Annotated in this window: 24 protein-coding genes; 18 read left to right on the top strand and 6 right to left on the bottom strand. The window is 66.6% G+C overall.

Features of this window, described 5'->3' with window-relative positions; translation table 11 throughout:
- Window positions 1-48 precede the first annotated feature (48 nt).
- On the bottom strand, window positions 49-1,119 hold the full coding sequence (locus ASG67_RS01745; RefSeq protein WP_056524403.1) for a spore coat protein U domain-containing protein: 1,071 nt from the start codon (window positions 1,117-1,119) through the stop codon (window positions 49-51).
- A 133-nt stretch (window positions 1,120-1,252) separates the two neighbouring features.
- Between ASG67_RS01745 and ptsP the strand changes: the two genes are divergently transcribed.
- The 6 genes from ptsP (at window position 1,253) to ASG67_RS01775 (ending at window position 9,085) form a co-directional block, all read left to right on the top strand.
- Complete coding sequence (ptsP, locus tag ASG67_RS01750) at window positions 1,253-3,526, top strand: phosphoenolpyruvate--protein phosphotransferase (protein ID WP_056526246.1); 2,274 nt, start codon at window positions 1,253-1,255, stop codon at window positions 3,524-3,526.
- A 129-nt stretch (window positions 3,527-3,655) separates the two neighbouring features.
- Window positions 3,656-4,582: a helix-turn-helix domain-containing protein gene (locus tag ASG67_RS01755; RefSeq protein ID WP_056524406.1), complete on the top strand. Its 927-nt coding sequence runs from the start codon at window positions 3,656-3,658 to the stop codon at window positions 4,580-4,582.
- A 15-nt stretch (window positions 4,583-4,597) separates the two neighbouring features.
- Entirely contained in the window at window positions 4,598-5,590 is a 993-nt protein-coding gene (locus tag ASG67_RS01760) for a hypothetical protein (protein WP_056524409.1), read from the top strand.
- On the top strand, window positions 5,562-6,581 hold the full coding sequence (gene tilS, locus ASG67_RS01765; protein ID WP_056524412.1) for a tRNA lysidine(34) synthetase TilS: 1,020 nt from the start codon (window positions 5,562-5,564) through the stop codon (window positions 6,579-6,581). Before ASG67_RS01760 ends, tilS begins: the two co-directional genes overlap by 29 nt.
- Window positions 6,582-6,664: 83 nt before the next feature.
- The gene (ftsH, locus tag ASG67_RS01770; protein ID WP_056524416.1) at window positions 6,665-8,629 is read left to right on the top strand and encodes an ATP-dependent zinc metalloprotease FtsH; all 1,965 of its coding nucleotides are present in this window, start codon (window positions 6,665-6,667) and stop codon (window positions 8,627-8,629) included.
- Between the two features lie 72 nt (window positions 8,630-8,701).
- Window positions 8,702-9,085, top strand: a complete 384-nt coding sequence (locus ASG67_RS01775) for a hypothetical protein (RefSeq protein WP_235534997.1) — start codon at window positions 8,702-8,704, stop codon at window positions 9,083-9,085.
- Between the two features lie 7 nt (window positions 9,086-9,092).
- Here the strand turns inward: ASG67_RS01775 and ASG67_RS01780 are convergent, their stop codons facing one another.
- Window positions 9,093-10,133, bottom strand: a complete 1,041-nt coding sequence (locus ASG67_RS01780) for a DUF3667 domain-containing protein (RefSeq protein WP_082543240.1) — start codon at window positions 10,131-10,133, stop codon at window positions 9,093-9,095.
- Window positions 10,134-10,221: 88 nt separating this feature from the next.
- On the opposite strand from ASG67_RS01780, the gene ASG67_RS01785 reads away from it, so the two are divergent.
- The 11 genes from ASG67_RS01785 (at window position 10,222) to ASG67_RS01835 (ending at window position 19,184) form a co-directional block, all read left to right on the top strand.
- On the top strand, window positions 10,222-11,481 hold the full coding sequence (locus ASG67_RS01785; protein ID WP_056524421.1) for a glutamate-5-semialdehyde dehydrogenase: 1,260 nt from the start codon (window positions 10,222-10,224) through the stop codon (window positions 11,479-11,481).
- A 130-nt stretch (window positions 11,482-11,611) separates the two neighbouring features.
- Window positions 11,612-12,199, top strand: coding sequence for a nicotinate-nucleotide adenylyltransferase (locus tag ASG67_RS01790; RefSeq protein ID WP_056524423.1), 588 nt, complete (start codon window positions 11,612-11,614; stop codon window positions 12,197-12,199).
- A complete protein-coding gene (gene rsfS / locus ASG67_RS01795; protein WP_056526252.1) occupies window positions 12,192-12,620 on the top strand; it encodes a ribosome silencing factor in 429 nt (142 codons plus the stop codon). The genes ASG67_RS01790 and rsfS overlap by 8 nt, the downstream gene beginning before the upstream one ends.
- A gap of 5 nt (window positions 12,621-12,625) precedes the next feature.
- The gene (locus tag ASG67_RS01800) at window positions 12,626-13,048 is read left to right on the top strand and encodes a 23S rRNA (pseudouridine(1915)-N(3))-methyltransferase RlmH (protein WP_056524426.1); all 423 of its coding nucleotides are present in this window, start codon (window positions 12,626-12,628) and stop codon (window positions 13,046-13,048) included.
- 5 nt (window positions 13,049-13,053) lie between these two features.
- On the top strand, window positions 13,054-14,211 hold the full coding sequence (locus ASG67_RS01805; RefSeq protein WP_056524429.1) for a murein hydrolase activator EnvC family protein: 1,158 nt from the start codon (window positions 13,054-13,056) through the stop codon (window positions 14,209-14,211).
- A gap of 103 nt (window positions 14,212-14,314) precedes the next feature.
- Complete coding sequence (locus ASG67_RS01810) at window positions 14,315-15,667, top strand: S41 family peptidase (RefSeq protein ID WP_056524434.1); 1,353 nt, start codon at window positions 14,315-14,317, stop codon at window positions 15,665-15,667.
- A 10-nt stretch (window positions 15,668-15,677) separates the two neighbouring features.
- Window positions 15,678-16,160, top strand: a complete 483-nt coding sequence (locus ASG67_RS01815; RefSeq protein WP_056524437.1) for a disulfide bond formation protein B — start codon at window positions 15,678-15,680, stop codon at window positions 16,158-16,160.
- The gene (locus tag ASG67_RS01820) at window positions 16,157-16,690 is read left to right on the top strand and encodes a demethoxyubiquinone hydroxylase family protein (RefSeq protein ID WP_056524440.1); all 534 of its coding nucleotides are present in this window, start codon (window positions 16,157-16,159) and stop codon (window positions 16,688-16,690) included. Before ASG67_RS01815 ends, ASG67_RS01820 begins: the two co-directional genes overlap by 4 nt.
- Before the next feature lie 14 nt (window positions 16,691-16,704).
- A complete protein-coding gene (locus ASG67_RS01825; RefSeq protein WP_056524443.1) occupies window positions 16,705-17,202 on the top strand; it encodes a hypothetical protein in 498 nt (165 codons plus the stop codon).
- Between the two features lie 72 nt (window positions 17,203-17,274).
- On the top strand, window positions 17,275-17,778 hold the full coding sequence (locus ASG67_RS01830; protein ID WP_056524446.1) for a hypothetical protein: 504 nt from the start codon (window positions 17,275-17,277) through the stop codon (window positions 17,776-17,778).
- Window positions 17,775-19,184 (top strand): glycosyltransferase family 39 protein, encoded by a 1,410-nt coding sequence (locus ASG67_RS01835; RefSeq protein WP_056524447.1) that lies wholly within the window; start codon window positions 17,775-17,777, stop codon window positions 19,182-19,184. Before ASG67_RS01830 ends, ASG67_RS01835 begins: the two co-directional genes overlap by 4 nt.
- On the opposite strand, the gene ASG67_RS01840 is transcribed toward ASG67_RS01835, so the two are convergent.
- Window positions 19,165-19,800: a DedA family protein gene (locus ASG67_RS01840; protein WP_056524451.1), complete on the bottom strand. Its 636-nt coding sequence runs from the start codon at window positions 19,798-19,800 to the stop codon at window positions 19,165-19,167. The two genes, ASG67_RS01835 and ASG67_RS01840, sit on opposite strands and share 20 nt — an antisense overlap.
- 75 nt (window positions 19,801-19,875) lie before the next feature.
- Here ASG67_RS01840 and ASG67_RS01845 point away from each other — a divergent pair, with 75 nt between their 5' ends.
- Window positions 19,876-20,670 carry an aldo/keto reductase gene (locus ASG67_RS01845; protein ID WP_056526255.1) on the top strand — a complete coding sequence of 265 codons (795 nt, stop codon included), beginning with the start codon at window positions 19,876-19,878 and terminating at the stop codon, window positions 20,668-20,670.
- Between the two features lie 280 nt (window positions 20,671-20,950).
- On the opposite strand, the gene ASG67_RS01850 is transcribed toward ASG67_RS01845, so the two are convergent.
- Genes ASG67_RS01850 through ASG67_RS01860 form a run of 3 tightly spaced genes read right to left on the bottom strand, consistent with a single transcriptional unit; the run spans window position 20,951 to window position 26,604 of the window.
- Window positions 20,951-22,420 carry a carboxylesterase/lipase family protein gene (locus ASG67_RS01850; protein ID WP_056524454.1) on the bottom strand — a complete coding sequence of 490 codons (1,470 nt, stop codon included), beginning with the start codon at window positions 22,418-22,420 and terminating at the stop codon, window positions 20,951-20,953.
- Window positions 22,417-23,157, bottom strand: a complete 741-nt coding sequence (locus tag ASG67_RS01855) for an SGNH/GDSL hydrolase family protein (protein WP_156460646.1) — start codon at window positions 23,155-23,157, stop codon at window positions 22,417-22,419. Before ASG67_RS01855 ends, ASG67_RS01850 begins: the two co-directional genes overlap by 4 nt.
- A gap of 18 nt (window positions 23,158-23,175) precedes the next feature.
- Window positions 23,176-26,604, bottom strand: a complete 3,429-nt coding sequence (locus ASG67_RS01860; protein ID WP_056526258.1) for a glycoside hydrolase family 2 — start codon at window positions 26,602-26,604, stop codon at window positions 23,176-23,178.
- Window positions 26,605-26,649 lie beyond the last annotated feature (45 nt).

The raw sequence follows: 26,649 nt of genomic DNA on the forward strand, positions 1-26,649 counted from the left end.
GGCGTAACGATCGAACTCGATGTAGGTGCCGCGCGATTTTTTCAGCGGTCATCGCACCAGATAGGGCACCGACACCGAGAAATTCGATTGTCGCGCCATCGGCCCCTGCGGTCGGATGCGGACATGCGTGACGGCCGATTGCGATGCGGTGTTGCCAGCGACGGGTGCATAGGTCCACGTCGCGCCGCCATCGGCGGAGAAATCGACATTGTCGGTGGCGTCGGCAGGGGTGCCGTATCGGGCGGTGACGCCGGACGCGGGTGAGCCATCGGTCAACACGATCGCCGCTGCGCCGGACGCGCCGTCACCATCCAGCGCGACATAGGTGCCAACTGGTGTCGGCAAGATCACGTTCAGCGATCCGCTGTCCAGCGGCACCAGATCAGGGTTGGCCAGATTGGCGGCGATGCGTCGGCGGCTGCCGGGCAGGGTCTTCGGGTAGCTGGTGCCGTTCACCGGGTCCCAGGTGGTAGTCGACGTCATCGTGATGGTCGCATCGCGAGGCGTCACCGTCAGCGTCACGTCGATCGTCGATGTGCCCGTGCCGAAATCGCGCGTACCAAGGCACAGGCCCGCTAGGCTGAGGCCGCCGGGGCAAAGCGACCAGTTCCAGTTGATCGTGATCCGGTCGGTATAGGTCCCGACCGGAGGCAGGGTGCCACCGGTCGGCTTAACGTAAAAGGGCAGGTCAACGTTGCTGCCACCCAGCAGCCCCAGCGCATTGAGCAGGTTGTTCTGCATGAAATCGAAGGCGATACCCGGTTTGATCTCGTATGTGGTGGCGGTGGCGTCGGCCCAAAGTTTGTACGGAATGCTGCCGCCGCCCGATCGCACCAGCATTGATCCGTTCAGCGTGCTGACCGTCGCGCCGATATAATTGCTGCCGAGCAGGACGATGACCGAACTGGGGCAACTGAGGCCGCCCCGACTCTGCAATCCCGGCACCGCCGCCGCCTTGACCGCTGCGGGGGAATAGGTGCCAAGACTGGTCGTGACGGACGAACTCAGCGTGCATGCTTCGGCAGGGTCCGCAACCAGGAACGCCGCTGCAGCGGCAACGGCGACACGCGCCAGACGCCCGGCGGTTAGGCGGAATCGATCGGGGCGAACCATCTGCATGAAACAAGATTCGCCGCGAATCGATGAATGATCGGTAAGCGAACCATGATGGTTGTAATTTTGTGTGTCGATGCCGGGTTTCCGCGCGATGCACCGCTACCCCGTTGCGATGAAATGCGGTAGCGATGGTTTCATGCCCGCTACGGCCGCCGCCTCCGCCCGCGAAATCCTCGTTCGCCTTCACGATGTGATGGCGGCGCGCACGCCTGCCCAATCCAAGCTGAACCAGGTGGTCGGCATCATCGGCGAGGCGACCGATAGCGAAGTCTGCTCGATCTATCTGTTGCGCGAAGGCGTGTTGGAATTGTTCGCGACGCGCGGATTGGCGCAGGAGGCGGTTCATGTCACCAAGCTGGCGCTGGGCGAGGGACTGGTCGGTACGATCGCCGAACGCGGCGAGGTTCTGAATCTCGACGAGGCAGCCAGCCATCCCGATTTCGCTTACAAACCCGAAACCGGCGAGGAGCGGTTCCACAGTTTCGCCGGCGTGCCGATCATCCGGCGCGAGCGGGTGGTGGGCGTGCTGGCGGTGCAGCATGTCGAACAGCGCCGTTATGCCGATATCGAGATCGAGGCATTGCAGACGGTGGCGATGGTGCTGTCGGAACTGATCGCCAATGCCGGCCTGATCGATGTAGCGGGCGGCGGTCGTGATCGTGTGCAGTCGACGGCGGCGGTGAATCTGCCCGGCCAGAAGCTGGTCGACGGCATGGCGTCGGGGGCAGCGGTCTTTCACCAGCCGCGTATCGTCGTCGAACATACGGTCGCCGAGGATACCGACGCCGAACGCCACCGCGTCTATGCCGCGTTCGACAAGATGCGCGAACAGATCGACCGCATCGCCCGCGAAGCCGAATTCGGCGTTGGGGGCGAGCATCTGGAAGTAATCCAGACCTACAAGATGTTCGCCTATGACGAGGGTTGGGCACGGCGGATCAACGAGGCGATCGACAGCGGCCTGACCGCCGAGGCGGCGATCGAACGCGTGCAGCAACGCACTCGCCAGCGGATGCGCCAGATCGACGATCCCTTGCTCGCCGACCGGATGCATGATCTGGAGGACCTGTCGAACCGATTGCTTCGCATCGTATCCGGTCAGGTCGGCACCGCGGCGCAACTGGGCCTGCGGCAGGATACGATCCTGATAGCGCGCAATCTGGGGCCGGCGGAACTGCTGGAATATGATCGCCGGCGGCTGAAGGGCGTGATCCTCGAGGAAGGGTCGCTCACTGCCCACGTCACCATCGTCGCCCGCGCGATGGGGGTGCCGGTGCTCGGCCGGGTGCGCGACGTGCGTCGGACGATCGCGGAGGGCGACATGCTGCTCCTCGACGTTACCGGCGGTACCGTGTTCGTGCGCCCATCGGCCGCGATGGAGGAGGCATTCGACGCCCAGTTGCAACTGCGTCAGAAGCGCAAGGCGGCCTTTGCCGCGCTCCGCGATCTGCCGCCGGAGACCAAGGATGGCCACCGCGTCACGCTGATGGTGAACGCCGGCCTGCGTGATGACGTCGCTGCGCTCGATTTGACGGGGGCGGACGGGATCGGCCTGTTCCGCACCGAATTTCAGTTTCTGGTCTCCGCCACGCTGCCGCAGCGCGAGCGTCAGCAACGCCTGTATCGCGAGGTGCTGGAGGCGGCGGGCGAACGGCCCGTGGTGTTCCGCACCGTCGACATCGGCGGCGACAAGGCGCTGCCCTATCTGACGGTCGAGGCGGAGGGTGAGGAAAACCCGGCGATGGGCTGGCGCGCGCTGCGGCTCGCCCTCGAACGCAGCGGCTTGATGAAGGCGCAGGCGCGGGCGCTGCTGGAGGCAGGCGCGGGCCGGACGTTGAACGTGATGTTCCCGATGGTGTCGGAAGCGTGGGAGTTCGATGAGGCCAAGGCCCTGTTCGAGGCGCAGCGCGACTGGCTCGTCCAGCGCGGCAAGCGTCTGCCGAACGAGGTCCGCTATGGTGCGATGCTGGAGGTGCCGGCCCTTGCCGAACAACTCGACCTGTTGCTGCCGGCGATCGATTTCCTCTCGATCGGGACCAACGACCTGACGCAGTTCCTGTTCGCCGCCGACCGAGCCAATCCCAAACTGGCGGAACGGTATGACTGGCTGTCGTCGTCGATCCTGCGTTTCCTGCGCCGGGTCGTCGATCCATCGCGGGCGGCGGGTGTGCCAGTGGCGGTGTGCGGCGAGATGGGCGGGCGGCCGTTGGAGGCGATGGCGCTGATCGGCATCGGCATCGACCGGCTGTCGATCACGCCGGCCGCTGTTGGGCCAGTGAAGGCAATGATCCGGTCGCTTGACCGGGCGGCGCTGACGGCGTTCATGGCCGATCTGCTGTCAAAGCCGCCGCGTGATATGCGCGGTGCGTTGACCGCTTGGGCGGAGGCACAGGGAGTCGACCTGGCGTAACGCTCGTGCGGCTCATCGCCGACGGACGCGGCAGATGCTAACTCAGGGCAACCTTGCGTTGACAGCGCGCGGGTGCTCTGGAACATCAGGTATGACATGCCGTGTGTCGGTATGCGTCGGAGTAGCTGAATGAACGATGTCGAGCCCGGCGACACGCCTGCAGTCGAGCGGGTCGGCGAGCGATTGCGGTTGGCGCGGGAGGCTCATGGCCTTTCCCTGGCGGAGGTGGGACAGCGTACGCGTGTGCCGCTGCGCCATCTCGAAGCGATCGAGGCCACGGATTTCTCGTTGTTGCCCTCGCCCACCTATGCGGTAGGCTTCGCGCGTGCCTATGCTCGTGCCGTCGGCGCGGATGAGGTTGCAGCGGCGCAGGATGTTCGCCGCGAACTGGCCCGTCTGCCACGCGCACCCGAATATGAGCCTTATCAGGCGGCTGACCCGACCCGCGTACCGTCACGCGGGGTGGCGATCGTGGGATTGGGACTTGCTTTGGCGATCATGATCCTGGTCGGCCTGTGGTACGCGACCGACTTGTTCCGGCCGGCGACAACCGCGCAGGCGGATGTCGCCAGCACGACGCCGGCGGTCGGCCCCGTGGTCACGGTTCCCGTCCCTTCGCCGACCCCGCAGGCCGCGCAGGTTCGGCTGGCGGCGGGTGACAACGAGGTTTGGCTGCGCGTGTACGATGCCGCCAACGCCACCTTGTTCCTCGGTACGCTGCAACCCGGACAGGGCTTCGACGTCCCGCCGACCGCCAACCGGCCGATGGTGAATGTCGGGCGGCCGGACCAGTTGCGGATCACCGTCAACGGATCGTCCATCCCGGCGCTGGGCGACGGATCGCGGGCGATCAAGGATGTGCCCGTCGATGGCCCGTCGCTGCTGGCTCGGGCGAGCGGCAAGCCGCTGCCGGCGGCGTCGCCCACGGTCGGCGCGCCGATCGACCCGGCGACCGCGCCGCTGGTTCCGGATGCCGAAACCCGTCGATCGACCGATGCGCCGCGTACGGCGGGAGCGGCCACCCAGCCGTCGCCACCCGCCGATCCCAATGATTGATAAGTGACGGTGACGATGTGTAACGCTTTCCCAGTACCCACCACGGCACGGCTCGGCCGATCGGTCGTCACGCTGCTGGCCGGCATTGCCGCCTTGTCGGTCCCCGCGCTGGCCAACGCTCAGTCGGGCAACGTCGAAGGACGCGTCGGTCGGCTGGAAAGCGAGATGCGCGCGGTGCAGCGCAAGGTTTTCCCCTCGGGCGACAATCAGTTGCTCCAGCCCGAAGTGACGGCGCCGACGCCAACCACGGAAATAACCGGCAGTCCCGCCTCCAGCGCGATGATCGACCTGGGTGCGCGCGTGTCGTCGCTGGAACAGCAGATGGCCGGCCTGACCGGACAGACGGAGCAGAACGGATACCAGCTACGCCAGTTGCGCGAACAGTTCGACGCCTACAAGACCGCGACCGATGCCAAACTCGCGACCCTGATCGCGCCGCCAATTGCTGCCGCCGCACCGGCGATGGGCGGTGGCGACGACGAACCCGCACCGATCGCGTCCACCCGCCCATCGCGTCCGGTTTCGGGGAATCCTGAGGCCGATACGCCCGCGACCGCTGCGAAGGCCGAACCCAGTCGCGCTGCCCGTTTGGCGGCCGTGGCACGACCTACCGGCGGTGAGCCGGTCGAGGATGCCTATCTCTACGGCTACCGCCTCTGGGAGGCGAAGCTGTATCCCGAGGCGCAGGCGCAGTTGAAGAAAACCGTCGCCGATTATCCCAAGAGCCGCCGCGCCAGTTTCGCGCAGAACCTGCTCGGCCGATCCTATCTGGACGATGGCAAGCCCAGTCTCGCCTCGATGGCCTTTTATGACAATTACAAGAAGATGCCGGACGGTGAGCGAGCGCCCGACAGCCTGTTGTATCTGGGGCAGGCGCTGGTGAAGCTCGGCAAGCCGGCGGATGCGTGCAAGGTTTATGACGAACTGAGCGACGTCTATGCCGGCAAATTGTCGTCGGCGATGAAAGCGGACATCACGCGTGGCCGCACGACCGCCAAGTGCAAGTGAACCGCTGACCGATCCCGCACCGCTTGCGGCAGCAGCGCGTTTCGCAAGCGACCTGACCGCGACGCTCGGTCGTACGCCGGATGAACGCGAGATACTGGCGCTCGCCGTATCAGGTGGTCCCGACAGCATGGCTATGCTGGCGCTGGCGCATCTGTCGCGGCCGGATAGAATCGCGGCGGCGACGTTCGATCATCGACTCCGCGCCGCATCGGCCGATGAGGCGTCGATGGTCGCGCTCTGGTGCGTCGATCATGATATTCCCCACACGACCCTGACCCCTGCGACACCGCTCGCAATGGCTAACGTGCAGGCGACCGCCCGCGCGGCGCGATACGAGGCGTTGGCGACTTGGGCGACGAACATCGGCGCCACCATGCTCGCGACCGCGCATCATGCCGACGATCAGGCGGAAACCTTCCTGATGCGCGCCAATCGCGGCTGCGGCCCGTCGGGGCTGGCCGGTATCCGCGCGCGACGATCGTTGGCGCCGGGTGTCGAACTGGTCAGACCGTTACTGGGCTGGCGGCGCGCCGATCTGGCGGCGATCGCGGCCGACATGCCGACCGTTGATGATCCCTCCAATCGCGATGCCCGGTTCGATCGGGCTCGGATGCGGCGCTGGCTGGCCGGTCAGGAACTGCTCGACCCCGCCCGGCTCGCGCGTACCGCCACCTATGTCGCGGAGGCGCAGGCCGATCTGGCGGCGTTAAGCGAATGGGCTTGGCACAGTCGCCGCCAGCCGGACGCGGGCGCCGCGATCGACGTCGCCGGCTTGCCGCGTGTCCTGTGCCGGATGCTGGCGCGGCGGGCCATCGCGCAGGTAAGGACCGATCACGCGCTCGCCACACCCGTCTTCACCGATTCGGCCAATGTCGAGGCGCTGATCGACGCGCTGTCGGCGGGCAAAAGCGCCACGAAGGGCGCGGTGATGGCGGTCGCTAAAGGCGCCGTATGGCATTTTCGTCCGGCTCCACCGCGTAAAGGCGCCTGAACATCGTATTCCGCGCGGTTTGTTCCATTGCCATTAACCCTTGCCGGCTTATCTTGTGATGGACGAAAGGTAGCCCTGTGCCCATGAACGACAACGACAAGCAGCCCGGCCCCGACAACAACGGGAGCAATCCCTGGATGAAGAGCCTGCTGATCTGGGTGGGTATCCTGCTCGGCCTGGCGCTGTTCGTGACGATGGTCGATGGGCGCAGCACCACGACATCGGGCAACCAGATCGCCTATTCGACCTTCCTGGATAAGGTTGACGAGGGCACGGTGCGCGATGTCAACATCAGTCGCGATATCATCACGGGCACGATGACCAGCGGCGAGAAGTTCCGCTCCTACCCGCTGCAGGATTCGACGTTGGTCGCGAAGCTGCGCGAAAAGGGCGTCACGATCACCGCCAAGCCGGAAGACGGTCCGTCGATCTGGATGGTCCTGCTGTATCAGTCGCTGCCGTTTCTGCTGTTCCTCGGCATCGCGTTCTTCGTCCTGCGTCAGATGCAGAAGGGCGGCGGCGCCAATGGCGCGATGGGCTTCGGCAAGAGCCGCGCGAAGATTCTGACACAGAAGGAAGGAAAGGTGACGTTCGACGACGTTGCCGGCATCGACGAGGCCCGTGAGGAACTGGTCGAGATTGTCGACTTCCTGAAGGATCCCACCAAGTTCGCCCGCCTCGGCGGCAAGATTCCCAAGGGTGCGTTGCTGGTCGGTTCGCCCGGCACGGGCAAGACGCTGCTCGCCCGCGCCATCGCGGGTGAGGCAGGCGTGCCGTTCTTCACCATCTCCGGTTCGGATTTCGTCGAGATGTTCGTCGGTGTCGGTGCAAGCCGCGTGCGTGACATGTTCGAACAGGCCAAGAAGTCTGCCCCCTGCATCGTCTTCATCGATGAAATCGACGCAGTCGGTCGTCATCGCGGCGCCGGCCTCGGCAATGGCAATGACGAGCGCGAGCAGACGCTTAACCAGTTGCTGGTGGAGATGGACGGCTTCGAGGCGAACGAGGGTATCATCATCGTCGCGGCGACCAACCGCCCCGACGTGCTCGACCCCGCACTGCTTCGTCCGGGCCGCTTCGATCGTCAGGTCGTCGTACCTCGCCCGGATATCGAAGGCCGGATCAAGATCCTCGAAGTGCACATGAAGAAGGTGCCGTTGGCACCCGACGTCGATGCCCGCACGATCGCACGCGGAACACCGGGCTTCTCCGGTGCCGATCTCGCGAACCTCGTCAACGAGGCGGCGCTGACTGCCGCACGCAAGGGCAAGCGGCTGGTCGCGATGGGCGAGTTCGAGGAAGCCAAGGACAAGGTCATGATGGGCGCCGAGCGTCGCAGCATGGTCATGACCGAGGACGAGAAGCGGATGACCGCCTATCACGAGGCGGGCCATGCTATCGTCTCGATCCACGAGCCGGCATCCGACCCGATCCACAAGGCAACGATCATCCCGCGCGGTCGTGCGCTGGGTATGGTGATGCGCCTGCCGGAGCGGGACAGCTACAGCTATCACCGCGACAAGATGTACGCGAACTTGGCCGTCGCCATGGGTGGCCGCGTCGCCGAGGAAGTGATCTTCGGTTATGACAAGGTGTCCTCGGGCGCGTCCGGCGACATTCAGTATGCGACGGGTCTGGCCCGCGACATGGTCACCAAATGGGGTATGTCGGACAAGGTCGGTCCGGTCGAATATGCCCAGCCGGAGGGCGAAAGCTTTCTCGGTTATTCGTCCTCGCAGCCGGTGCGCATGTCGAATTCGACTGCGCAGTTGATCGACGACGAGATCAAGGCGATCGTCGAGGGCGGTCTGACCAAAGCGAAGCAGGTGCTGACCGATCATCTGGATCAGTTACATCTGCTGGCCGGCGCACTGCTCGAATACGAGACGCTGTCGGGTGACGAGATCAAGAAGCTGATCGCTGGCGAAGAAATCGGGCGGATGGATCAGGGCCCGAAGGCGGCCTCGGTGCCAGCCGCCGGTACCTCGATCCCCAAGACGCGTCGGCCATCGGGGCCGTTCGGCAATCCGAGCCCGATGGGCGCATGACCTTACACCGTTAAGCCTCGGGAAAGCCGGGGTTTGGCATGGGCCGGTCTTCCTGAACTGGAAGGCTGGCCCATGTCGTTTCATACTCCCCTCGTCGCCCGGATCGCGGTGCCGCTCCTCGCAATCGCGGTGGCATCGCCGGCGAATGCGGCGATGACCGTCGGCACCTTTCTCACCCGCGCCAATGCGCTACGCGATCAGGGCATTGGCGCTATGTTGTCCCCCGATTTTCAGGTGCTTCGCGAAGAAGCCCGTCTGGCAAAGAACCAGTTGAAGGCGGAGAACGCCGCCCGGCTGGCGGCGCGAAAGCCGGCGCTGGCGTGCGTACCCGAAGGCGAGTCGATCGGGATCGAGGAAATGCTTGACGGTCTTGCCGCGCTGCCCGCCGCCGACAAGCGCCGCCCGCTGAAAGATGGTTACGGCAAGGTACTCGCCAAACGCTTTCCTTGCCACTGATAGGTTACTACCCGACCAGTCCCAGCCCCATCAGCAATGTTATAAAACCAGCCAAGGCCACGTTGGCGGCCACGAACATCAGCACCGTGCGGAGCGCAGCGCCCAACCGCCCGATCTGGTAGGTGCCGCGCAATTGCTTGTACATGTGGATTGGGATGGCGATCGATGCGAACACCATCAACAGACCGCCCGTCGCCCCGTTCATGCCCGCCAGACTCAGCGCGATGCCGAACAGGCTGACGAAACACAGCGAATAGGTAACAAAAATCGCGTGATCATACGTCGTGAAGCGGCGGCTGAACGGGAACAGCATCCACATGAATGGCAGCGATAACGGGATGAGCACCCAGGCGAATTTATACGCATTGGATTGCAGTTTATAGAGCATCAGGTTGGGATTCTCGGCCGCCTTTGCCAATCCCTTATCGAGACGCTTCCAGCCGGTACGAACCTTTTCCAGCCCCGAAAGCTTGCCGCCTTCCATGGTGGCGAGCACGGTCTGCGTCGCGGCGGTATCGCGCTGCCGCTCGGCGATGCGCGCATCGATTGCATCGCGGTCGGCCTGCGTGGCGGCGCGGGCGCGTTCGGTGGTCAGGCGGGCAATTTGCTCGCCGTTTCGGGCGATCGATTGTTCGATCTTAACCCGCGCGCTGTGACCTTGCTTCTCCTCGAGCTCGGGCAGTTCCAGATGCGCACCGATCACGCTCAACATCGCGAACAGCACGAACAGGATGAACAGGAACAGCGCCAGCGGCGATACGAACCGCGCCCGCTCACCATCGATATAGCGGCGGGTCAGGGCGCCGGGATGAAACAGCAGCATCGGCAGCGTCCGCCAGATCTTGCCTTCGAAATGGAAGACGCCGTGCGCCAGTTCGTGGCCGATCGCCCCCATGGTGCGATGGACATGGCCCGATTGACCGCAATCGTGGCAGAAATCGCCGACCCGCGCCGCGCCGCAGTTCAAACAATGCCCGCCCGCGTGATCATGATGGTGCGCCGCGGCGCCGCCCGCACCCGTCGTGTCTAAATGTCCGATCGTTGCCATATGTCTGTCGTACCCCCCGGTCGCTGGCGCCGGTCATAACGAACGATGCCCTATCGTGCGAGGGCGCTTCGCATGCTAGCGCGCGGCGATGGCCGATACGCAGAATCCGACCGACTTGATCGCCACGATGGGTGCCCGCGCGCGGCTCGCCACCGCTACTTTGGCGGCTCTGCCAACCGCGACCAAACGGGCCGGACTGCGCGCCGCGTCGGACACCATCCGCGCGCAATCGGCGGCGATCCTGGCCGCCAATGCGGACGATATGGAGCGCGCCACCGAAGCCGGTTTGAGCGGCGCGTTGCTCGACCGCCTGCGCCTCGATGACACTCGTCTGACCAGCGTCGTAGAATCGATCGCGGCGGTCGCGGCGCTAGAAGACCCGGTCGGCGCGGCGATCGACACGCGCGAACGGCCGAACGGCCTGACGCTCACACGGGTGCGCGTGCCGATCGGCGTGATTGGCATCATCTTCGAAAGCCGACCGAACGTCACCGCCGACGCCGCCGCGCTCTGCGTCATGAGCGGCAACGCCGCGATCCTGCGCGGCGGATCGGAAGCGCGCGCCAGCAACCGCGCGCTGCACGCGGCGTTCGCCGATGGCTTGGCCGAATCGGGTCTGCCACGCGACGCCGTGCAATTGGTGCCGACGACCGACCGTGCGGCGGTGGGGGCGATGCTGACGGCAACGGGCCTGATCGATTTGATCGTACCGCGCGGCGGCAAGAGCCTCGTCGCGCGCGTACAGGCCGACGCACGGGTGCCGGTGCTCGCGCATCTCGACGGCATCAACCACATCTTCATCCATGCCTCTGCCGATCCCATGATGGCGGAAGTGGTGGTGATTGACGCCAAGATGCGCCGCACCGGCGTTTGTGGCGCGATGGAGACGCTGCTGATCGACCGCGACTATCCGCACGCGGCGGCGCTGGTCGACGCGCTCGCGGCGACCGGTTGTGAGGTTCGCGGCGACGACGCTGTCCAGCGGCTGGCGACGGTCGCACCAGCGACGGCGGCGGACTGGGATACCGAATATCTCGACGCCATCGCATCGGTCGCACTGGTCGCCGGCCTTGACGGCGCCATCGCCCATATCGCCGCGCATGGCTCGCACCACACCGACGCCATCGTCGCGGCGGACGCTGACGTGGCCGAGCAATTCCTGGCAAGAGTCGATTCGGCCATCGTCCTATGGAACGCCTCCACCCAGTTCGCCGATGGCGGCGAGTTCGGTATGGGCGCGGAGATCGGCATCGCCACCGGCCGGCTGCACGCCCGCGGTCCCGTCGCGCTGGAGGGGCTGACGACCTACAAATGGGTCGGGCGCGGCACCGGGCAGGTGCGCGGTTGAAGCAGCAGGCGCGCCGGGCTTTGCGTGCTGCCCGTTGGTCCTGTGCTACGTTAATCGCCCGTCATGCGCCTTGTGATACCGTGATGGGTCTGCGCATTCATCAGGAACGCGCCGACTGGCAGGTCGTACATTGATCCGCACCGGCCTGCTCGGCGGATCGTTCAATCCCGCCCATCGTGGCCATCGCGGCATCACGCTGGCCGCCATGCGCGCGCTGGCGCTGGACGAGGCGTGGTGGCTGGTGTCGCCTGGCAATCCGCTGAAACCCGCCGCCGGCATGGCGCCGCTGCCCGCGCGACTCGCCTCCGCACGGGCGATGGCCCGCCGCGCACCGATCCGCGCGACCGCGATCGAGGCCAAACTAGGCACCCGCTACACGGTCGATACGATCCGCAAATTGCAGCGGCGCTACCCCAAACGTCGGTTTGTCTGGATCATGGGTGCCGACAATCTGGCCCAGTTCCACCGCTGGCGCGACTGGCGCGGCATCGCGCGTGCGATCCCGATTGCGGTCGTGGCGCGTCCGGGATATGACGGCCGCGCCCTCGCGGCACCCGCGATGGCCTGGCTGCGGCGCCATGTCAGACCGCGGTCGGCCGCGAAGACCTGGACGATGTGGAGTTTGCCGGCATTGGTGCTCTTGCGCTTTCGCCCCGATCCGACGTCCGCAACCGGCCTGCGTGCCGGTGACCCCGACTGGCACCGCCGCTATGATTAGCGGACGGCCGGTTTTTCAAGGAACTCTCTTGGCCACTTCCTCTACCACGCCCCGTCCCTCCGATCCCGCCGAAGTCGCGGCGCTGCATCAGTTGATCCTGTCGTCGCTCGACGACGATCAGGCGGTGGAAACGATCTCGATCCCGCTCGCCGGCAAATCGAGCATCGCCGATTTCATGGTGATCGCCAGCGGTCGCTCGACCCGTCAGGTCGCGTCGATGGCGGCCAAGCTGTCCGAGCGGATCAAGGCCGAACAGGGGCGCAGCCCCCGGATCGAGGGTCTGCCGACCGCCGACTGGGTGCTGATCGATGCCGGCGACGTGATCGTCCACCTGTTCCGGCCCGAAGTGCGCTCGTTCTACAATCTGGAGCGGATGTGGTCGTTCGGTGACGCGCCACCGCCGGAGCCGACGCGCGGCTGACGCCGTTGTTGCTGCATATCGTCGCCCGCGGGCGGATCGCTCGTTCGCCCGAGGGTGAGCTGGTCGACCGCTATATGAAGCGGATCGCCTGGCCGACCCGGATCACCGAACTGCCCGACACCGGCGGTCGTGAACCCGTGGCCGTGGCGCAGGGCAAGCGCATCCTGTTGGACGAAAAGGGCGAGGTGATGGGATCGATGGCCTTTGCCGAACGGCTGGGCCGCTGGCGTGACGATGGCGTGCGCGAGGCACGGTTCCTGCTCGGCGCGGCGGACGGCTTCGACGAGCCTGCCCGTGCCGAGGCCGACCTGTTGCTGTCGTTCGGACGCGCCACCTGGCCGCATCTGCTGGCCCGCGCGATGCTGGCCGAACAGCTGTTCCGCGCGACCAGCATCCTCGCCAATCATCCCTATCACCGCGAGGGGTAAGGCGGATGTGGCGTCCGTCCGTCCGCGCGATGCTGGCGATATCGCTGACCGCCAGCGTCGCCGCGCACGCACCGGCCGATGCCAATGATCCGCTATTGCGCGCGCAGCAGGAGGCCGCGGCCGCCAGCGCACGCGCCGACCGGCTGAAAGCGGCGGCGGCAGCGGAAAGCGATGCGGCGGCACAGGCGGCGGTCGAACGGCGTGGCCTCACCGCAAGGGTCGCGGTCGCGGCGGCGGGCCTGCGCAGCGCGGCGGCGAAAGCAGCGATCGTCGATCGCCGGCTCGCCGAGCGTCGCGCGAGATTGGCCGCCGAACAGGCACCCGTCGCGCGGTTGCTTGCCGCCCTGCAATCCTTGGCGCGCCAGCCGGCGGCGGTGGCGGTGATGCAGCCAGGGTCGATCGACGATCTGGTACATATCCGCGCGGTGCTCGGTACCGTAATGCCGGCGGTCCGCGCCCTCACTGCGGCGGTCCGCGGCCAGTTGGACGGGACGCGTACCCTGCTGGCGCAGGCGACACAGGCGCGTGATGCGCTGGATGCGGCGCGAGCGCGGCTCGACCGGGAACGGACGGCGCTCGCCCAGTTAGAGAGCCAGCACCGCGAACGCGCAGCGGCGCTCGGTCGCGGAGCGCTATCCGAGCAGGACCGCGCCTTGGCCTTGGGCGAACGCGCCCGCGATCTGGTCGATCGGTTGGCCGAGGAGGGGGAAGGGCAGGCCATCGTCGCCGGTCTCACGGCGCTGACCGGCCCCGTGCCGCGCCCGGTGGCGGCGGGCAGCGTCGGGCCAGCGCGGCCGACCGGTGCCTATCGCCTGCCGGTGGCGGGGCGACTGGTCACGGGGTTTGGTGAGATTTCCGCCGCCGGCGTCCGGTCGCGCGGGCTGACCTTCGCGGTGCCGGCGGGTACGCCCGTCGTCGCCCCCGCCGGCGGTACGGTCCGCTATGCGCAGGGCTTTCGCGGCTATGGCGGCATCGTGATCGTCGATCATGGTGATGGCTGGACCAGCCTCGTCACCGGCTTGGCCAAACCGATCGTCGCGGTTGGCGGAACCGTGCGGATGGGCGATCCGATCGGCCGAGCGGCGGGCGGGGATTATCCCCGCGTCACCGTCGAATTGCGCCGGCGCGGCCAGCCGATGGACATGGTGGCCCTGATCGGGTGATGCACCGCCACCCGGTCAGGCGACATTAACCGGGACGCTGCTTTGATCGCGGCTCAATCCTCGCTACGATAGCCTGATTCACTTTTGCTCGTCAGGGACATAGATGCGCCGTCCGCTTCTCACTGCTACCGCGATCGTCGCCGCGATGTCCGCCATTCCGCTGGCGACTGCGGCGATGGCGGCGGCGGATACCGACACTTTCCGTGAGTTCGATCAGTTCCTCGACGTCTTCAACCGCGTGAAGGCCAACTATGTCGACAAGGTCGATGACAAGACGCTGATCAAGGGGGCGATCCAGGGCATGCTCGCCTCGCTCGACCCGCATTCGGTGTACGAGACGGGAATCGAATACGACAATCTGCGCATCATGACCGATGGCGCCTATGGCGGCCTGGGCCTGACGGTCGGGATGGACGACGGTGCCGTGAAGATCATCTCGCCGCAGGAAGATACGCCGGGTGACCGTGCCGGGATCAAGGCGGGCGATCTGATCTTGCGCATCAACGGCGAACTCGCCTACGGCCTGACGCTCGATCAGGCGGTGACGAAGATGCGCGGACCAGCCGGCAGCAAGATCACGCTGTCACTGGTCCGCGCCGGTCGCGACAAGCCGCTCGACGTGACGATGGTGCGCGAACGCATCGTGCAGAAACCTGTGAAGTGGGAAGTTCGCGGCGACGTCGGCTATATCAACATCAACACCTTCTCGAAGGATACCGGCGTCGAGACGCGCGCGGCGATCGCCGCGATCACGGCGGCGCTGGGCCACAAGCCGCTCGGCTATGTCGTCGATCTGCGCAACAATGGCGGCGGCCTGCTGACCGAGGCGATCGCGGTGTCCGACTTGTTTCTCGACCATGGCGAGATCGTGTCGCAGCGCGGGCGCGGCACCGACATCGATCGCTATTATGCGGAAAGCATGTTCCCGGGCGACGCGGCCAAGGGGCTGCCGGTCGTGGTGCTGACCGATGCCGGCACCGCCTCGGCCTCAGAGATCGTCGCCGGCGCGCTACAGGATCATCATCGCGGACTGGTGATGGGTGAGCGCAGCTTCGGCAAGGGCTCGGTCCAGTCGGTGATCGAACTGGGGCCGCAGCGCGCACTGAAGATCACGACCGCGCGCTATTACACCCCGTCGGGCCATTCGGTGCAGGAGGGCGGGATCGAACCAGACATCCGCGTACCGCAGCTCTCAGACCCTGATTACAAGGACCGGCCAGTGGTGCGCGAGGCCGACTTGCGCCAGCACCTGATGAACGAGGCGAAGCTCGATAACGGCAAGCTGGAAGAGGACAGCAAGGACGATCCCCGCTTCACCGCCACCGCCGATGCCCTGAAGAAGCAGGGCGTGGAGGATTTCCAGCTGAACTATGCGCTGAAGACGGTCGCCCGGCTCGGTGGCCCGGCGCAGGTCGCCGCTGCGACGAAGCCCGTCGTGAAGCCTGCGACTAAGTGATGCGCGCCGCATGACGAAGCCGACCACGGCGCGCTGGCTCGCGTTTCTGCTCCCCGCCGCACTGCTGGCGGGCGCATGGGGCGCGCAATTGCTGGGCGGGCTTTATCCGTGCCAGCTGTGTCACTGGCAACGCTGGCCGCATTATGCCGCGCTGGTGCTGGCGGGCGTCGCGTTCCTGATCCCCGCCGGTCGCGGGCGTGGTGCGCTGGTGCTGCTGGCGGCGCTGGCGATCGCCGCGTCGGGCGCGATTGCCGTGGCCCATGCCGGGGTCGAATCTGGTTGGTGGCCGGGCTTCACCGCCTGCTCCTCGACGGTCGATTTCACCGGCCTCGCGCCGGCGCAGCGGCTCGACGCGATCATGAAGGCGCCGCTGGTCCGTTGCGACCACGCACCGTGGACGTTGGCGGGCATCTCGCTGGCGGGCTTCAACGCCATCTTTTCGATCGCCGGCGCGATCACCATCTTGGCCCTGATGATGAGGAAACGGGCATGAGCTGGAAACCAGGCGACCGTCGCGAAGCGACGAAGGCGATGATCCGTGTCGATCAAGCCGGCGAATTCGGCGCGACCCGCATCTATGCCGGGCAACTGGCGGTGCTGGGCGACCGGCACCCCGCCGCCCGCGCGATCCATCACATGGCGGTGCAGGAGGAGCGGCATCAGGCGTTCTTCGACCGCATGATCGTCGAACGCGGTGTGCGGCCGACGCTTTTTCAGCCGTTATGGAACGTGGCCGGCTTTGCGCTCGGCGCGGTGACGGCGGCGATGGGGCCGGATGCGGCGATGGCCTGCACGGCGGCGGTCGAAACCGAGATCGACAAGCATTATGCCGAACAGCTCGTGGAATTGGGCGACAGCGACCCGGAACTGTCTGCGGCGATCGCCGATTTCCAGGCCGAGGAACTGGAACACCGCGACCACGCCCTGGCATCGGGCGCAGAGAACGCCTTCGGTTATCCAGTCCTCAGCGGCATGATCCGGTTGGGGTGCAAGGTTGCGATTGCGGCGGCGAAGAGGATCTGATGGGAGTGGCAGCGATGAAGACGGCGATCCTGGTCCTGTTGGCGCTGACCGAACCAGCGATGGCGCAACAGACGGGCGGCGAGACGCCCGCCCGCCCGGTCGCGGCGCCCCAGCCTGCGCAACCGGCGCTCCCCGGTCTCGAACGGCCCCGCCCGGTCCAGCAACAGGCCAGCGTCGGTCGCGGCGCGCCCGTTAACGGCGTGCTGGTGCTGTACGGCAACGAACGCTGCCCCACCAACGCGGACGGCGACGAGATCGTGATCTGCGAACGCCGGTCGCAGGAAGAACAATTCCGCGTCCCCAAGGAACTCCGCAATTTCGAAGTGACGCCCCAGAACCAGAGTTGGGCGGCCCGCGCGCAGGATACGATGAACACGGGCAGCGGCGTGAACACGATCGGCAGCTGCTCGCCCGTCGGCCCCGGCGGCGCCACCGGCTGCTTCGCGCAATCCGTCCGCGCCAACCGCGCCGCCAACCGCGCCCGCAACGCAGAGGCCAACGACGCGCGCTGATCGCACTACCACCTTCCCGCTTTACCGGCGCGGGCCCGTCGCCTAGCCACCGCAACGGTTCGGGGGGACGACATGGCGACGACGATCGGGCGGGCAGGGACAAGCATCGGTATCGCGCCGACCGTGTATGACCGGATATTGGCGGCGGCGTCGGTCATCCTCGCTGGTGTGGCGATCGTCGCTATCGGGCGCGGCATCCCCGATTGGCCGATGGTGCCGGCGATCATCTGGGCGCATCTCGCCACCATCCTGATCGCGCTCCTGCTGACCCCGTTCATGCTGTTGCGGGCACGCGGCGATGTGCGTCATCGGCGGTGGGGTATGGCGTGGCTGGCGTCGATGTTCGCCACCGCGATCCTCTCATTCGGCATCCGCACCGGCGGCGGCCTCAGCCCGATCTACATCCTGTCCGCCGTGACCGCCATTCAGGTACCGCTGATCTGGCGATCCGCGCGCCAGCACCGGATCGCCGCGCATCGTCGCGGTATCCGCATCCTCGTCACGGGCGGTCTGTTGATCGCGGGGTTCTTCACCTTTCCGTTCGGTCGCCTGCTCGGCCGGTGGTTGTTCGCATGACCCGCACGCGCACCACGCCGATCCTGCTGTTCCTCCTCGTCTGGCTGTCGGCGGCATGGTTCGGATCGTGGGAATTCAACCCCAACAACGCCACCCGCCTGTTCGCCGCGATCAGTCTGGTCGAGGATGGCGACGCGGTGATCGACGAGTTCGCGCCGATGACGATCGACAAGGCGGAATTTGACGGTCACGTCTATCTCGACAAGGCGCCGGGCATGACCCTGATGGCGCTGCCCGCCGTAGCCGTGGCGACATGGGCAACGGGCGAGCGGTCGGCCGGCATCGACAAGACGATGATCGATCCACGAATGGGGCCGTTTCTGCGCCTGCGCCTCCGGCTCGCGGCGGCGTCCGGCCCCGCCCTGCTGACCGCGATCGCGGCGGTCCTGCTTTACGATCTGGCGTTGGGGCTGACGGGCAGTGCCGCCGCCGCGCTGTTCGCCGCGCTGGGTTATGCGCTCGGCACGCCGATCTGGGGCTGGTCCACCACGATCACCGGCCATGCCCCCGTCGCGGCGCTGTATGTGATCGCCGTCTGGGCTTTTCATCGCGCAGCGACCAGTGGACGATCAGGCCTGATGCTGCTTGGCGGCCTCGCCCTTGGTGGGGCGGTCGTGGTCGAATATCAGGCGGTATTGGCCGGATCGGCCATCGCGATCTGGGCGTCGTGGAGCATCCGGACGCACCCGAACCGCGCGCGGCTGCTCGCGCTGGCGATCGCGGGCGGTGTGGTCGGCCTGTTGCCGCTGCTCGCCTACAACCTGATCGCGTTCGGGACGCCGTTCCGCATCGCCTATGCCGGGGTGAAGGGGTTTGAGGGGATGCACCAGGGGCTGTTCGGCCTGACGGTGCCAAAGGTGCCGGTGCTGTTCGAGGTCCTGTTCGGCGACCGGCGCGGCCTGTTCTGGGTGGCCCCGGTGCTACTGCTCGCGCCGCTGGGATTGGCGGCGCTCGCGGATGTGCGGCGGACGCGGGCGATCGGCTTGGTGGCGATGGCGGTGGTGACGATCGCGTTGTTGGTGAATGCCGCCTATGTCTATTGGGATGGCGGCAACGCCACCGGCCCGCGTCATGCAATGCCGCTCGCGGGCCTGTTGTCGCTGGGCCTTGCAACCTTCTGGTCCGAGCTGAAGCACGGATGGCAGCGATGGGCGGCGGCAACGCTGCTCGGCGTGTCGATGGCGATCAACCTTATCGTCGCCGCAGCCGAGATCTTCGCCCCTCCCGAATATCGTTTCCCCTTATGGTCGGCGGTGTTCGATCTGCGCTTCCGACGCGGCGACATACGGACCTGGCCTAGCGAGTGGTTGGGCTGGACGACGTGGCACGGGTTCGAACTCTACCTTACCTGCGCGCTGCCTTTGCTCGCCTTGCTGGTGTGGCGAATCAGACGCGGTTTTTCCTGATCCCGCGCACGCGGTGCCAGACATAGAAACCAATCGCCGCGACCAGTACCAGCCCGATCGCCAGATCGGCCTGATGGAACGCAGCCTTCAATCGCGGATCGCTGTTCCACTTGTCGCCCAGCGTCATGCCGATCCACGTCAGCGCTAGGCAGAACGGCCATGACCCCAGAAACGTGTACAGGTGGAACGGGATCAGCGGCATCCGCGCGACGCCGGCTGGAAACGCGATGAAGGTACGGATCACCGGCAACAGCCGCCCGATCAGCACCGCCATATTGCCCCAGCGCGCGAAGAAGCGATCCGCCGCATCCAGCTCGTCCGCACCGATCAGCAGGTATCGGCCCCACCGCTCCGCCATCGGCCGCCCGCCGCGCTTGCCCACCTCATACGCGACAATCGAGCCGAGATTGCACCCCAGCGCCCCGGCCGTCGCCGCCAGGAACAGATCGAACCGCCCGGTCGATACCAGATAGCCGGCGAACGGCATGATGATCTCTGACGGCAGGGGGATGCAGGCGCTTTCGATCGCCATCAACGCCGCGATGCCGAGATAACCACCGGAGGAAATCACCCAGATGGTGAAGCCGGCCAGCGCGGCGAGGATCTTTTCGAACATGGGCCGGGGGATTGGCCGATGCGGCCCCGCTGGTCAATCGCCGGAACCGGCCGGGGTGGCAACGGTTGGACGAATATGGACATGACCCTGAACGATGGACGCTCGATGCCGCAACTCGGCCTCGGCACGTGGCAGATTCCCGATGCGCAGGCTGCGATGGTGGTGCGGCGTGGTCTGGATACCGGTTTCCGACTGGTCGATACCGCCGCGATCTATGGCAATGAACTAGGTGTCGGTGGCGGCATCGCCAACGAAGACGTCTTCATCGCCACGAAATTGTGGAACGATCGGCAGGACGACGTCGACGCCGCGATGGACGAAAGCCTCGCGCTGCTCGGCGTCGACGCGGTCGACCTATATCTGATCCACTGGCCGTCACCCGCGCAGGGATTGTACGTCGACGCGTGGAAATCACTGATCGCGCTGCGCGAGGCGGGCAAGGCGAGATCGATCGGCGTCTGCAATTTCCAGCCCGAGCATCTCGATGCGCTGATCGCCGCGACGGGCGTGACGCCGGCGGTCAACCAGATCGAACTCCACCCCCATTTCCAGCAGCGTGACCTGCGCGCCTATCATGAGGCCCACGGCATTGTGACCCAAAGCTGGAGCCCGATCGGACAGGGCAAGGACCTGCTGACCGATCCGACGATCACCGCCATCGCCGATCGTCACAGCCGCAGCGCCGCGCAGGTCGTGATCGCGTGGCATCTCGCCAAGGGTCTGTCGGTCATCCCCAAGGCATCGAGTGCCGAGCATCTGAGCGATAATTATGCCGCGCTCGACCTGACGCTGGACGATGACGACATCGCCCGGATCGACACGATGGACCGGCCGGACGGCCGGTTGGGGCCGGACCCTTTGACGATGTGATCGACGATCGTGTCTGCTTGTTGTTGTGCGAGCGTTCATTGCGAGCGTAGCGAAGCAACCCAGGCGTAACGCGTGGCTCTGGGTAGCCCGGCTACGCTCGCACTGACGAACAAGTCGTCAGCGAAAACCGCAACCCCTGCCAAACAATCCTGCTTCCCCGGGCTCCGCCGGGGAAGTGGCCTAAGTGGCGTTGGTCTGCGTCATCTTCGCCGCAACCGAAAAAACGTATCAGCGCTCTCGTCTTGTCGTTGAAACAGTACGGCGAAGCGCCCCACCGAGCTCAAGGCGTATCGCGCAACGCGCAGATATCCCCGCGCAGATCGCGCGCCGCGACCGGCCCCTCCTGCCCGACCGACAGATATCCGCGCTCCTTCACGTCATATCGGGGCCATTGCGGCAGGCCGGCACCGTTCGGGTCGCCGGTACGGACGAAATTGGTCCAATACGCCCTTAGCGGCGCGCCCGGCACGGTATTGAACACCGACGACAATTCGCTGCCATGCGTCACGCTGCCGCCCGGCGCGGCGTGGTCGAACTGATATTGCCACACGGGTATGCCCTGCGCCGTCAGCCGCTGCGACACCGCGACGGTGGGGCAGCGAAACGTCAGGTCGTTCGCCAGTTGCGCGGTCACGTCGCCCATTCGCGGATCGGCGACCGGTGTGCCACCCGCCTGCAGGCCATATAGCGCCAGCGCGCGCCCCGCCTGCGCCCCGAACTCCCGCGTCATCGTGGCACGCGCGGCGGGCAGGCCGCCGTGCAGCGACAATTCGATCGTGTTGACGCCGATGATGGTGCGGGCCGGATTGATCCGCCCCGCCGCCAGCGCCGCCGCCGGCGTCTCGCGCAGCACGCGGCCGTCGATCACCGCCTGCAACCAGATGAAGCTGTCATCGTCCAGATCTGGTACGTCGACCGCATCCTGCGCGGCGAGCACTTGCTCGACCGGCACCGCGCGCAGACCGGCGGCGGAGACGGCGGGCGGCAGCCCCACCTTGCTGGCGATCAGCATGCCGACACCCTCGTTCTGCGCCAGGGTGCGGGGTGCGACGCCGAAACCGGCCGTGCCGCTCTGCTCGATCGCCTGCGCGAACAGGCCGCGCGCGCCGGGCGACAGCATCTGCAAGCCGACATCCTGTGCCCCCGCCGATCCGCCCGCGATCGTCACCTTCGCCGGATCGCCGCCGAAGTGCGAAATATTGCGGCGGACCCAGTCAAGCGCCGCCTGTTGGTCCATCAACCCATAATTGCCCGATGTGCCGCCCTGCTCCGCCGACAAGGCGGGGTGCGACATGAAGCCGAGCGCCCCCAGCCGATACTGGATGCTGACCAGCACGATCCCGGTATCGGTGATGGTCGATTCGACGGTACCACCGCCTGCACCACCGCGATTGGCGCCGCCATGGATCCACACCAGCACTGGCAGTTTCGCCGACGCCGCCAGTCGCGGCGTGCGGATATCGAGGAACAGGCAATCCTCCGCCCCCGATTGCGCCGCCGCCCGGTTCCATTCGCCATAGTCCGATTGCGGGCAGGCGGCGTGGGGCAGGGTGGTATCGACCGGCACCGTCCAGCGCGCCGGCCGCCGTGGCGCCCGCCAGCGCAACGGCCCGGCCGGCGCCGCCGCAAAGCGGATGCCGCGAAAAACCGCGCCACCGGCGGCCAACGCCTCGCCCCGCACCGGCCCGTCGTCGGTCCTGACGACGGCCGACGGCTGCGCGACGGCGGTTGCCAGCGCGAGCAGGATCATCGCGCGATCGGCTTCGGGGCGGGCTTTGCCAGCGCCGCCTTGATCGCCGCTTCGGCGACCGGCGCCATCACCTGATATCCCGCATCGTTCGGATGCACGCCGTCATAGGTGTACGCCGCTTTCAAAGCCTGCCCGTCATGTAGCGCGGTCCAGTAATCGGCATAGGTCGCGCCCGTCCGCGCGGCGTAGTCCTTCAGCCAGGCATTGGTCTGCGCGATGCGCGGCGCGGTGGCGAGGCCGGGCCGCCACGGAAAATGATCCGCCGGCGGGATCGACGCCAGGATGACGCGGATACCGTGCGCGCGCGCCAGTTCGGCCATCGTCATGATGTTGGCATGCGTCTGCTCGATCGTCATCGGGCCGGTGTTGCCGGCGATGTCGTTGGTCCCCGCCATGATCTGCACCACCGCCGGCTTCAGGTCGATCACGTCCTGCCGGAAACGCAGCACCATCTGCGGCGTCGTCTGCCCGCCGATCCCGCGATCGAGGCGACCGGGCGTGAAGAATGCCGGCACCTTGTCGATCCACCCCTGCGTGATCGAATCGCCCATGAACACGATCCGCGGCACCTTGGCGTCCGGCGTCGGCAGCGCGGCGTTGGCGGCGCGATACCGTTCCAGCCACGGCCAGTCCTGATGCAACCGCACCTCCGCTTCCTGCTCGGCGGCGGTCGGCTTGGGCGTCTGGGCAAACAGCGCGGCGAAGGGGAGCGATATCATCAGCGTGGCAGCAAGCATTTTCATCATCATATCCTCTTATCGTACCGTCGCGGGGGCGAAATTCCAGCCACGAAGCGCCACCGTCTCGCCGCGCGCCTTGGCACTCGGGTAACGGATCGTCACCACCCGGCTTTCGCCCGGCAATAGCGAGACATAGTTGTCCGAGAAATACGCCGGCAGCACCTGCGTGCCATCCGCGTTCATCACGGTCAGCTTCGTCTCGATCGCCGGCACCGCGCCCGGATTGCGTACCGTCACGCGCATCTCGGTCTCGTCGCCCACCGTCGTCCGCGCGCCGGTCGTCTCCAGCGTCACCGGCGCCAGCGCGTTCATCGCCTGGAACTGCGCGTCGGTCGCCGCCTGCCAATAGAAGTTGTTAGACAGCTCGACGCCCTTCGCATCCGTCGCCTTCAGCGCGATCAGCGCGACGCCGCCTGCGGTCAGGCGTGGCAGGTCGAGCGTGAACGCGTCACTCGCCGCCTCATGCGCGCCCGTGATCGTCGCGGTGCGATCGGCCAACGGCTTGCCAGCCAGATCGACGACCTTTGCCGACACCGTCACGCCGCGCAGGTCGGTCAACCGGTTGTTGACCAGCACTACCTTGCCATCGGGCAGGTTCATCTGGACGTGCACCGGCTCCGACGCCTTCTTCACGCCATAGAAGCTGGCCTGCGTGTCGTAGTCGGACGAGAATATCTGCCACGCCGATGACGGCCAGGCCGGCTGCGTCATCCACAGCATCCGCCCGGAATGCTCGGTCCACAGACCCGCATTCATCCCCTCGAAGATGGCGCGGTACGACTCGTACTGCATCATCTGCGCCTTGCGCTCGAAATCCTCGAGTGAGGTGCCCGCCCCGAACCGCGTCGCCAGCGCGTTCATATACGTACTGACCGCGCCGTTCCCGGTCTGGTGCCAGTCGTGATACGCCCACGCATCGCTGATCGGCCACTGGTCGGCGGCCGGGATCGCCCGCTTCCACGCCTCCAGCGTCGGCAGCGACGGCGTTCCGCTCTCGACCGAGAAACCCTTGGCATGGGTGGTGAAATACTCGACCGGCGGCCGCCAGTTGTACGGGCCGGAATTCTGCAGGTTCACCCGGTTGGACGACCCCATGTACAGGCGCGTGCCGTCCTCCTGGTGGATCAGGTCTTCCAGCGCCTCGTTCAGGATCGGCTGCGGCACGCCCTCGTTACGCCCGAACCACACGACGATCGAAGGGTGGTTGCGATAGCGCTTCACCACGTCCGTCGCGTTCTTCATGAACAGCGCCGGGTCCTGCGTCTCGATGTTATAGTCCTGCGTCGATTCCCAGAAATCGCTCAGTACCATCAGGCCATATTCGTCGGCCAAATCGAAGAAACTGTCCTCGGTATTCTGTCCCACCCAGTTGCGGATGATGTTCTGATGCGCGTCCTTGTGCAGCCGGAACATCGGTTCCAGATGCGCGCGATCGATGCGCTTCATGAAGTCGTCCATGCCGATATTGCCGCCGCGCGCCGCGATCTTCACGCCGTTGACGCGGATTGTCAGATACGGCGACAGGCGCGGATCGTCCTTGGCCGGCGTGACGGCCGGCGACCGTTCCGCCCCCGGCTTCAGGCTCGCCGCCCAGCCGCCCGCCACCTTGCGGATGCCGGTATGCGATCCGTCGACGATCTTCTGGCCCAGCGCCCGCGCCTCGGTCAGGTCGACCGTCACGCGCTCCAGTTCCTCTTTCTGATCCATCAGCGACAGGTCGTACGTCACCTGCCGCATCCCGAAGCGCAGCTTCTTCTCGTCGCTCGCCCGGCCATCGACCGTCGCGGTCAGCGTCAGGTCGTGCAGCGCCTGCTCGCCATAGCCGTTCGGCCACCACAGCTTCGGATTGCGCACCGACAATTGCCGGAACTCGGACGGCTTCATCACCACATCGGCGCTTTGCCCGGCGGCAAGCTGCACCTGCTTCTCGACCGTCACGTCGTCGAACGTCGCGCGCACCGTGGCGGTGACGGGGGCGGTGCCGCTGTTCGATACCGGCGTCGTGATCTCAACCTCCGCCACCGAATTGTCCGTCCGCGGCAGCGCGGTCACGACATGCGCGTCGCCGATCGTCGCCGCGCCCGTCGCCTCCAGAGTCACGCCTTGCCACAGGCCGGTGTTGCGATCGCGGATGCTGGGAATCCAGTCCCACCCTTCCGTCGCGACGAAGGTCGGGCCGTCCAGCATCATCATGCCGCCATTCTCACCAACGCCGGCGGTCAGCGATTCCTCGTGCGCGATGCCGGGGTGCGGCGGCGGCGACACCTTCACCGCCACTGCGTTGCGCCCGGCCGCCAGCGTCACAGGGAAGCGGCCCCGGATGAACGCGCCCTTCATCGTGCCGACCATCACGCCGTTCACCCACACCTCGGCCGCGTAATTGACGCCCTTGAAGGTCAGCCACTGGCGCTTGCCCGCCGCATCGGCGGGTACGTCGAACTCGCTGCGATACCAGTAATCCTGCCGCGCGAGCCGTTCGGGGATGACGGTGTTGTTCAGGCCGTATGCGGGATCGGGATAAACGCCACGATCGACCAGCGTCGTCAGCACGGTGCCCGGCACCGTCGCCGCATACCAGCGGCTGGCGTCGAAGCCCGCGCGGCTGAGCGTCGCGCCCGGCGCCGTCACCGTCGGCGCCTCCGCCAGTCGCCAGCCGGCGATGTCCCACTTGCCCGGCGCGGTCGCGACCAGCGCGGGGCCGGTCGGCAGCGGCTTGGCGACGGGGGCGGGGATCGGCGCCTTCGACCGGGGTAGCGTCCACGCGTCCTGCGGCACCTTCTGCCCGTACATCTGCTGCACCTGCACCGGCCAATGCGGGCTGCCGGTCTGGAAGGTGATGGTGGCAACATCAGGCTGCGTCACGGCACGGCCGCGTAGATCGGCGGCAGTCAACGCCCCTTGCTCCAGTTGGAAACCCGCGACCCGCCCGGCGAATGCCGTCGCACCGATACGCGGCGCCAACGTCGCCACGGGCGCAACCGGCGCGGCGGTGACGCGACCCTGTGCGACCTGCCGCCCATCGACGAACAACCGCGCGACGCCATTATCCACCGTTGCCGCGACATACCGCCAGCGGCCGGCCATCAGCCGCGCCGGCGCGGTCAGCGTGCCGCTCTCGGTGACGAGGGCCGGGCGGCCGTCGGTCAGCGCCAGATACCGCCTGGGCCCCGTCGCCGCCTCACCGAAACCTGCCACCAGCACGGTGCCCGTCGCGATGGCACGCGGTTCGACCCAGCCCGACAGCGTCCAGGCCGGTGCCGCCACCGCCGCCGCACCATCGCCACCGATCGCGCGGACGTAGCTGTCGCCGCCGGGGGGCAGGTCCGCGTTGATCGGGCCATAGGTCTGCGCCGTCGCGATCGCGGGCAGGGTGCTTGCCAGGACGGTCGCGAAAATTCCCAGTCTTGCCGAGCGCGATACCGCCGCCGTCCGTGCCTTGCGCATGTCATCCTCCCGTATCGCGGTCGTTGCCGCCGCCCGCGCGGCATC

The sequence above is a fragment of the Sphingomonas sp. Leaf339 genome (genome assembly GCF_001426195.1).
Taxonomy (GTDB): Bacteria; Pseudomonadota; Alphaproteobacteria; order Sphingomonadales; family Sphingomonadaceae; genus Sphingomonas.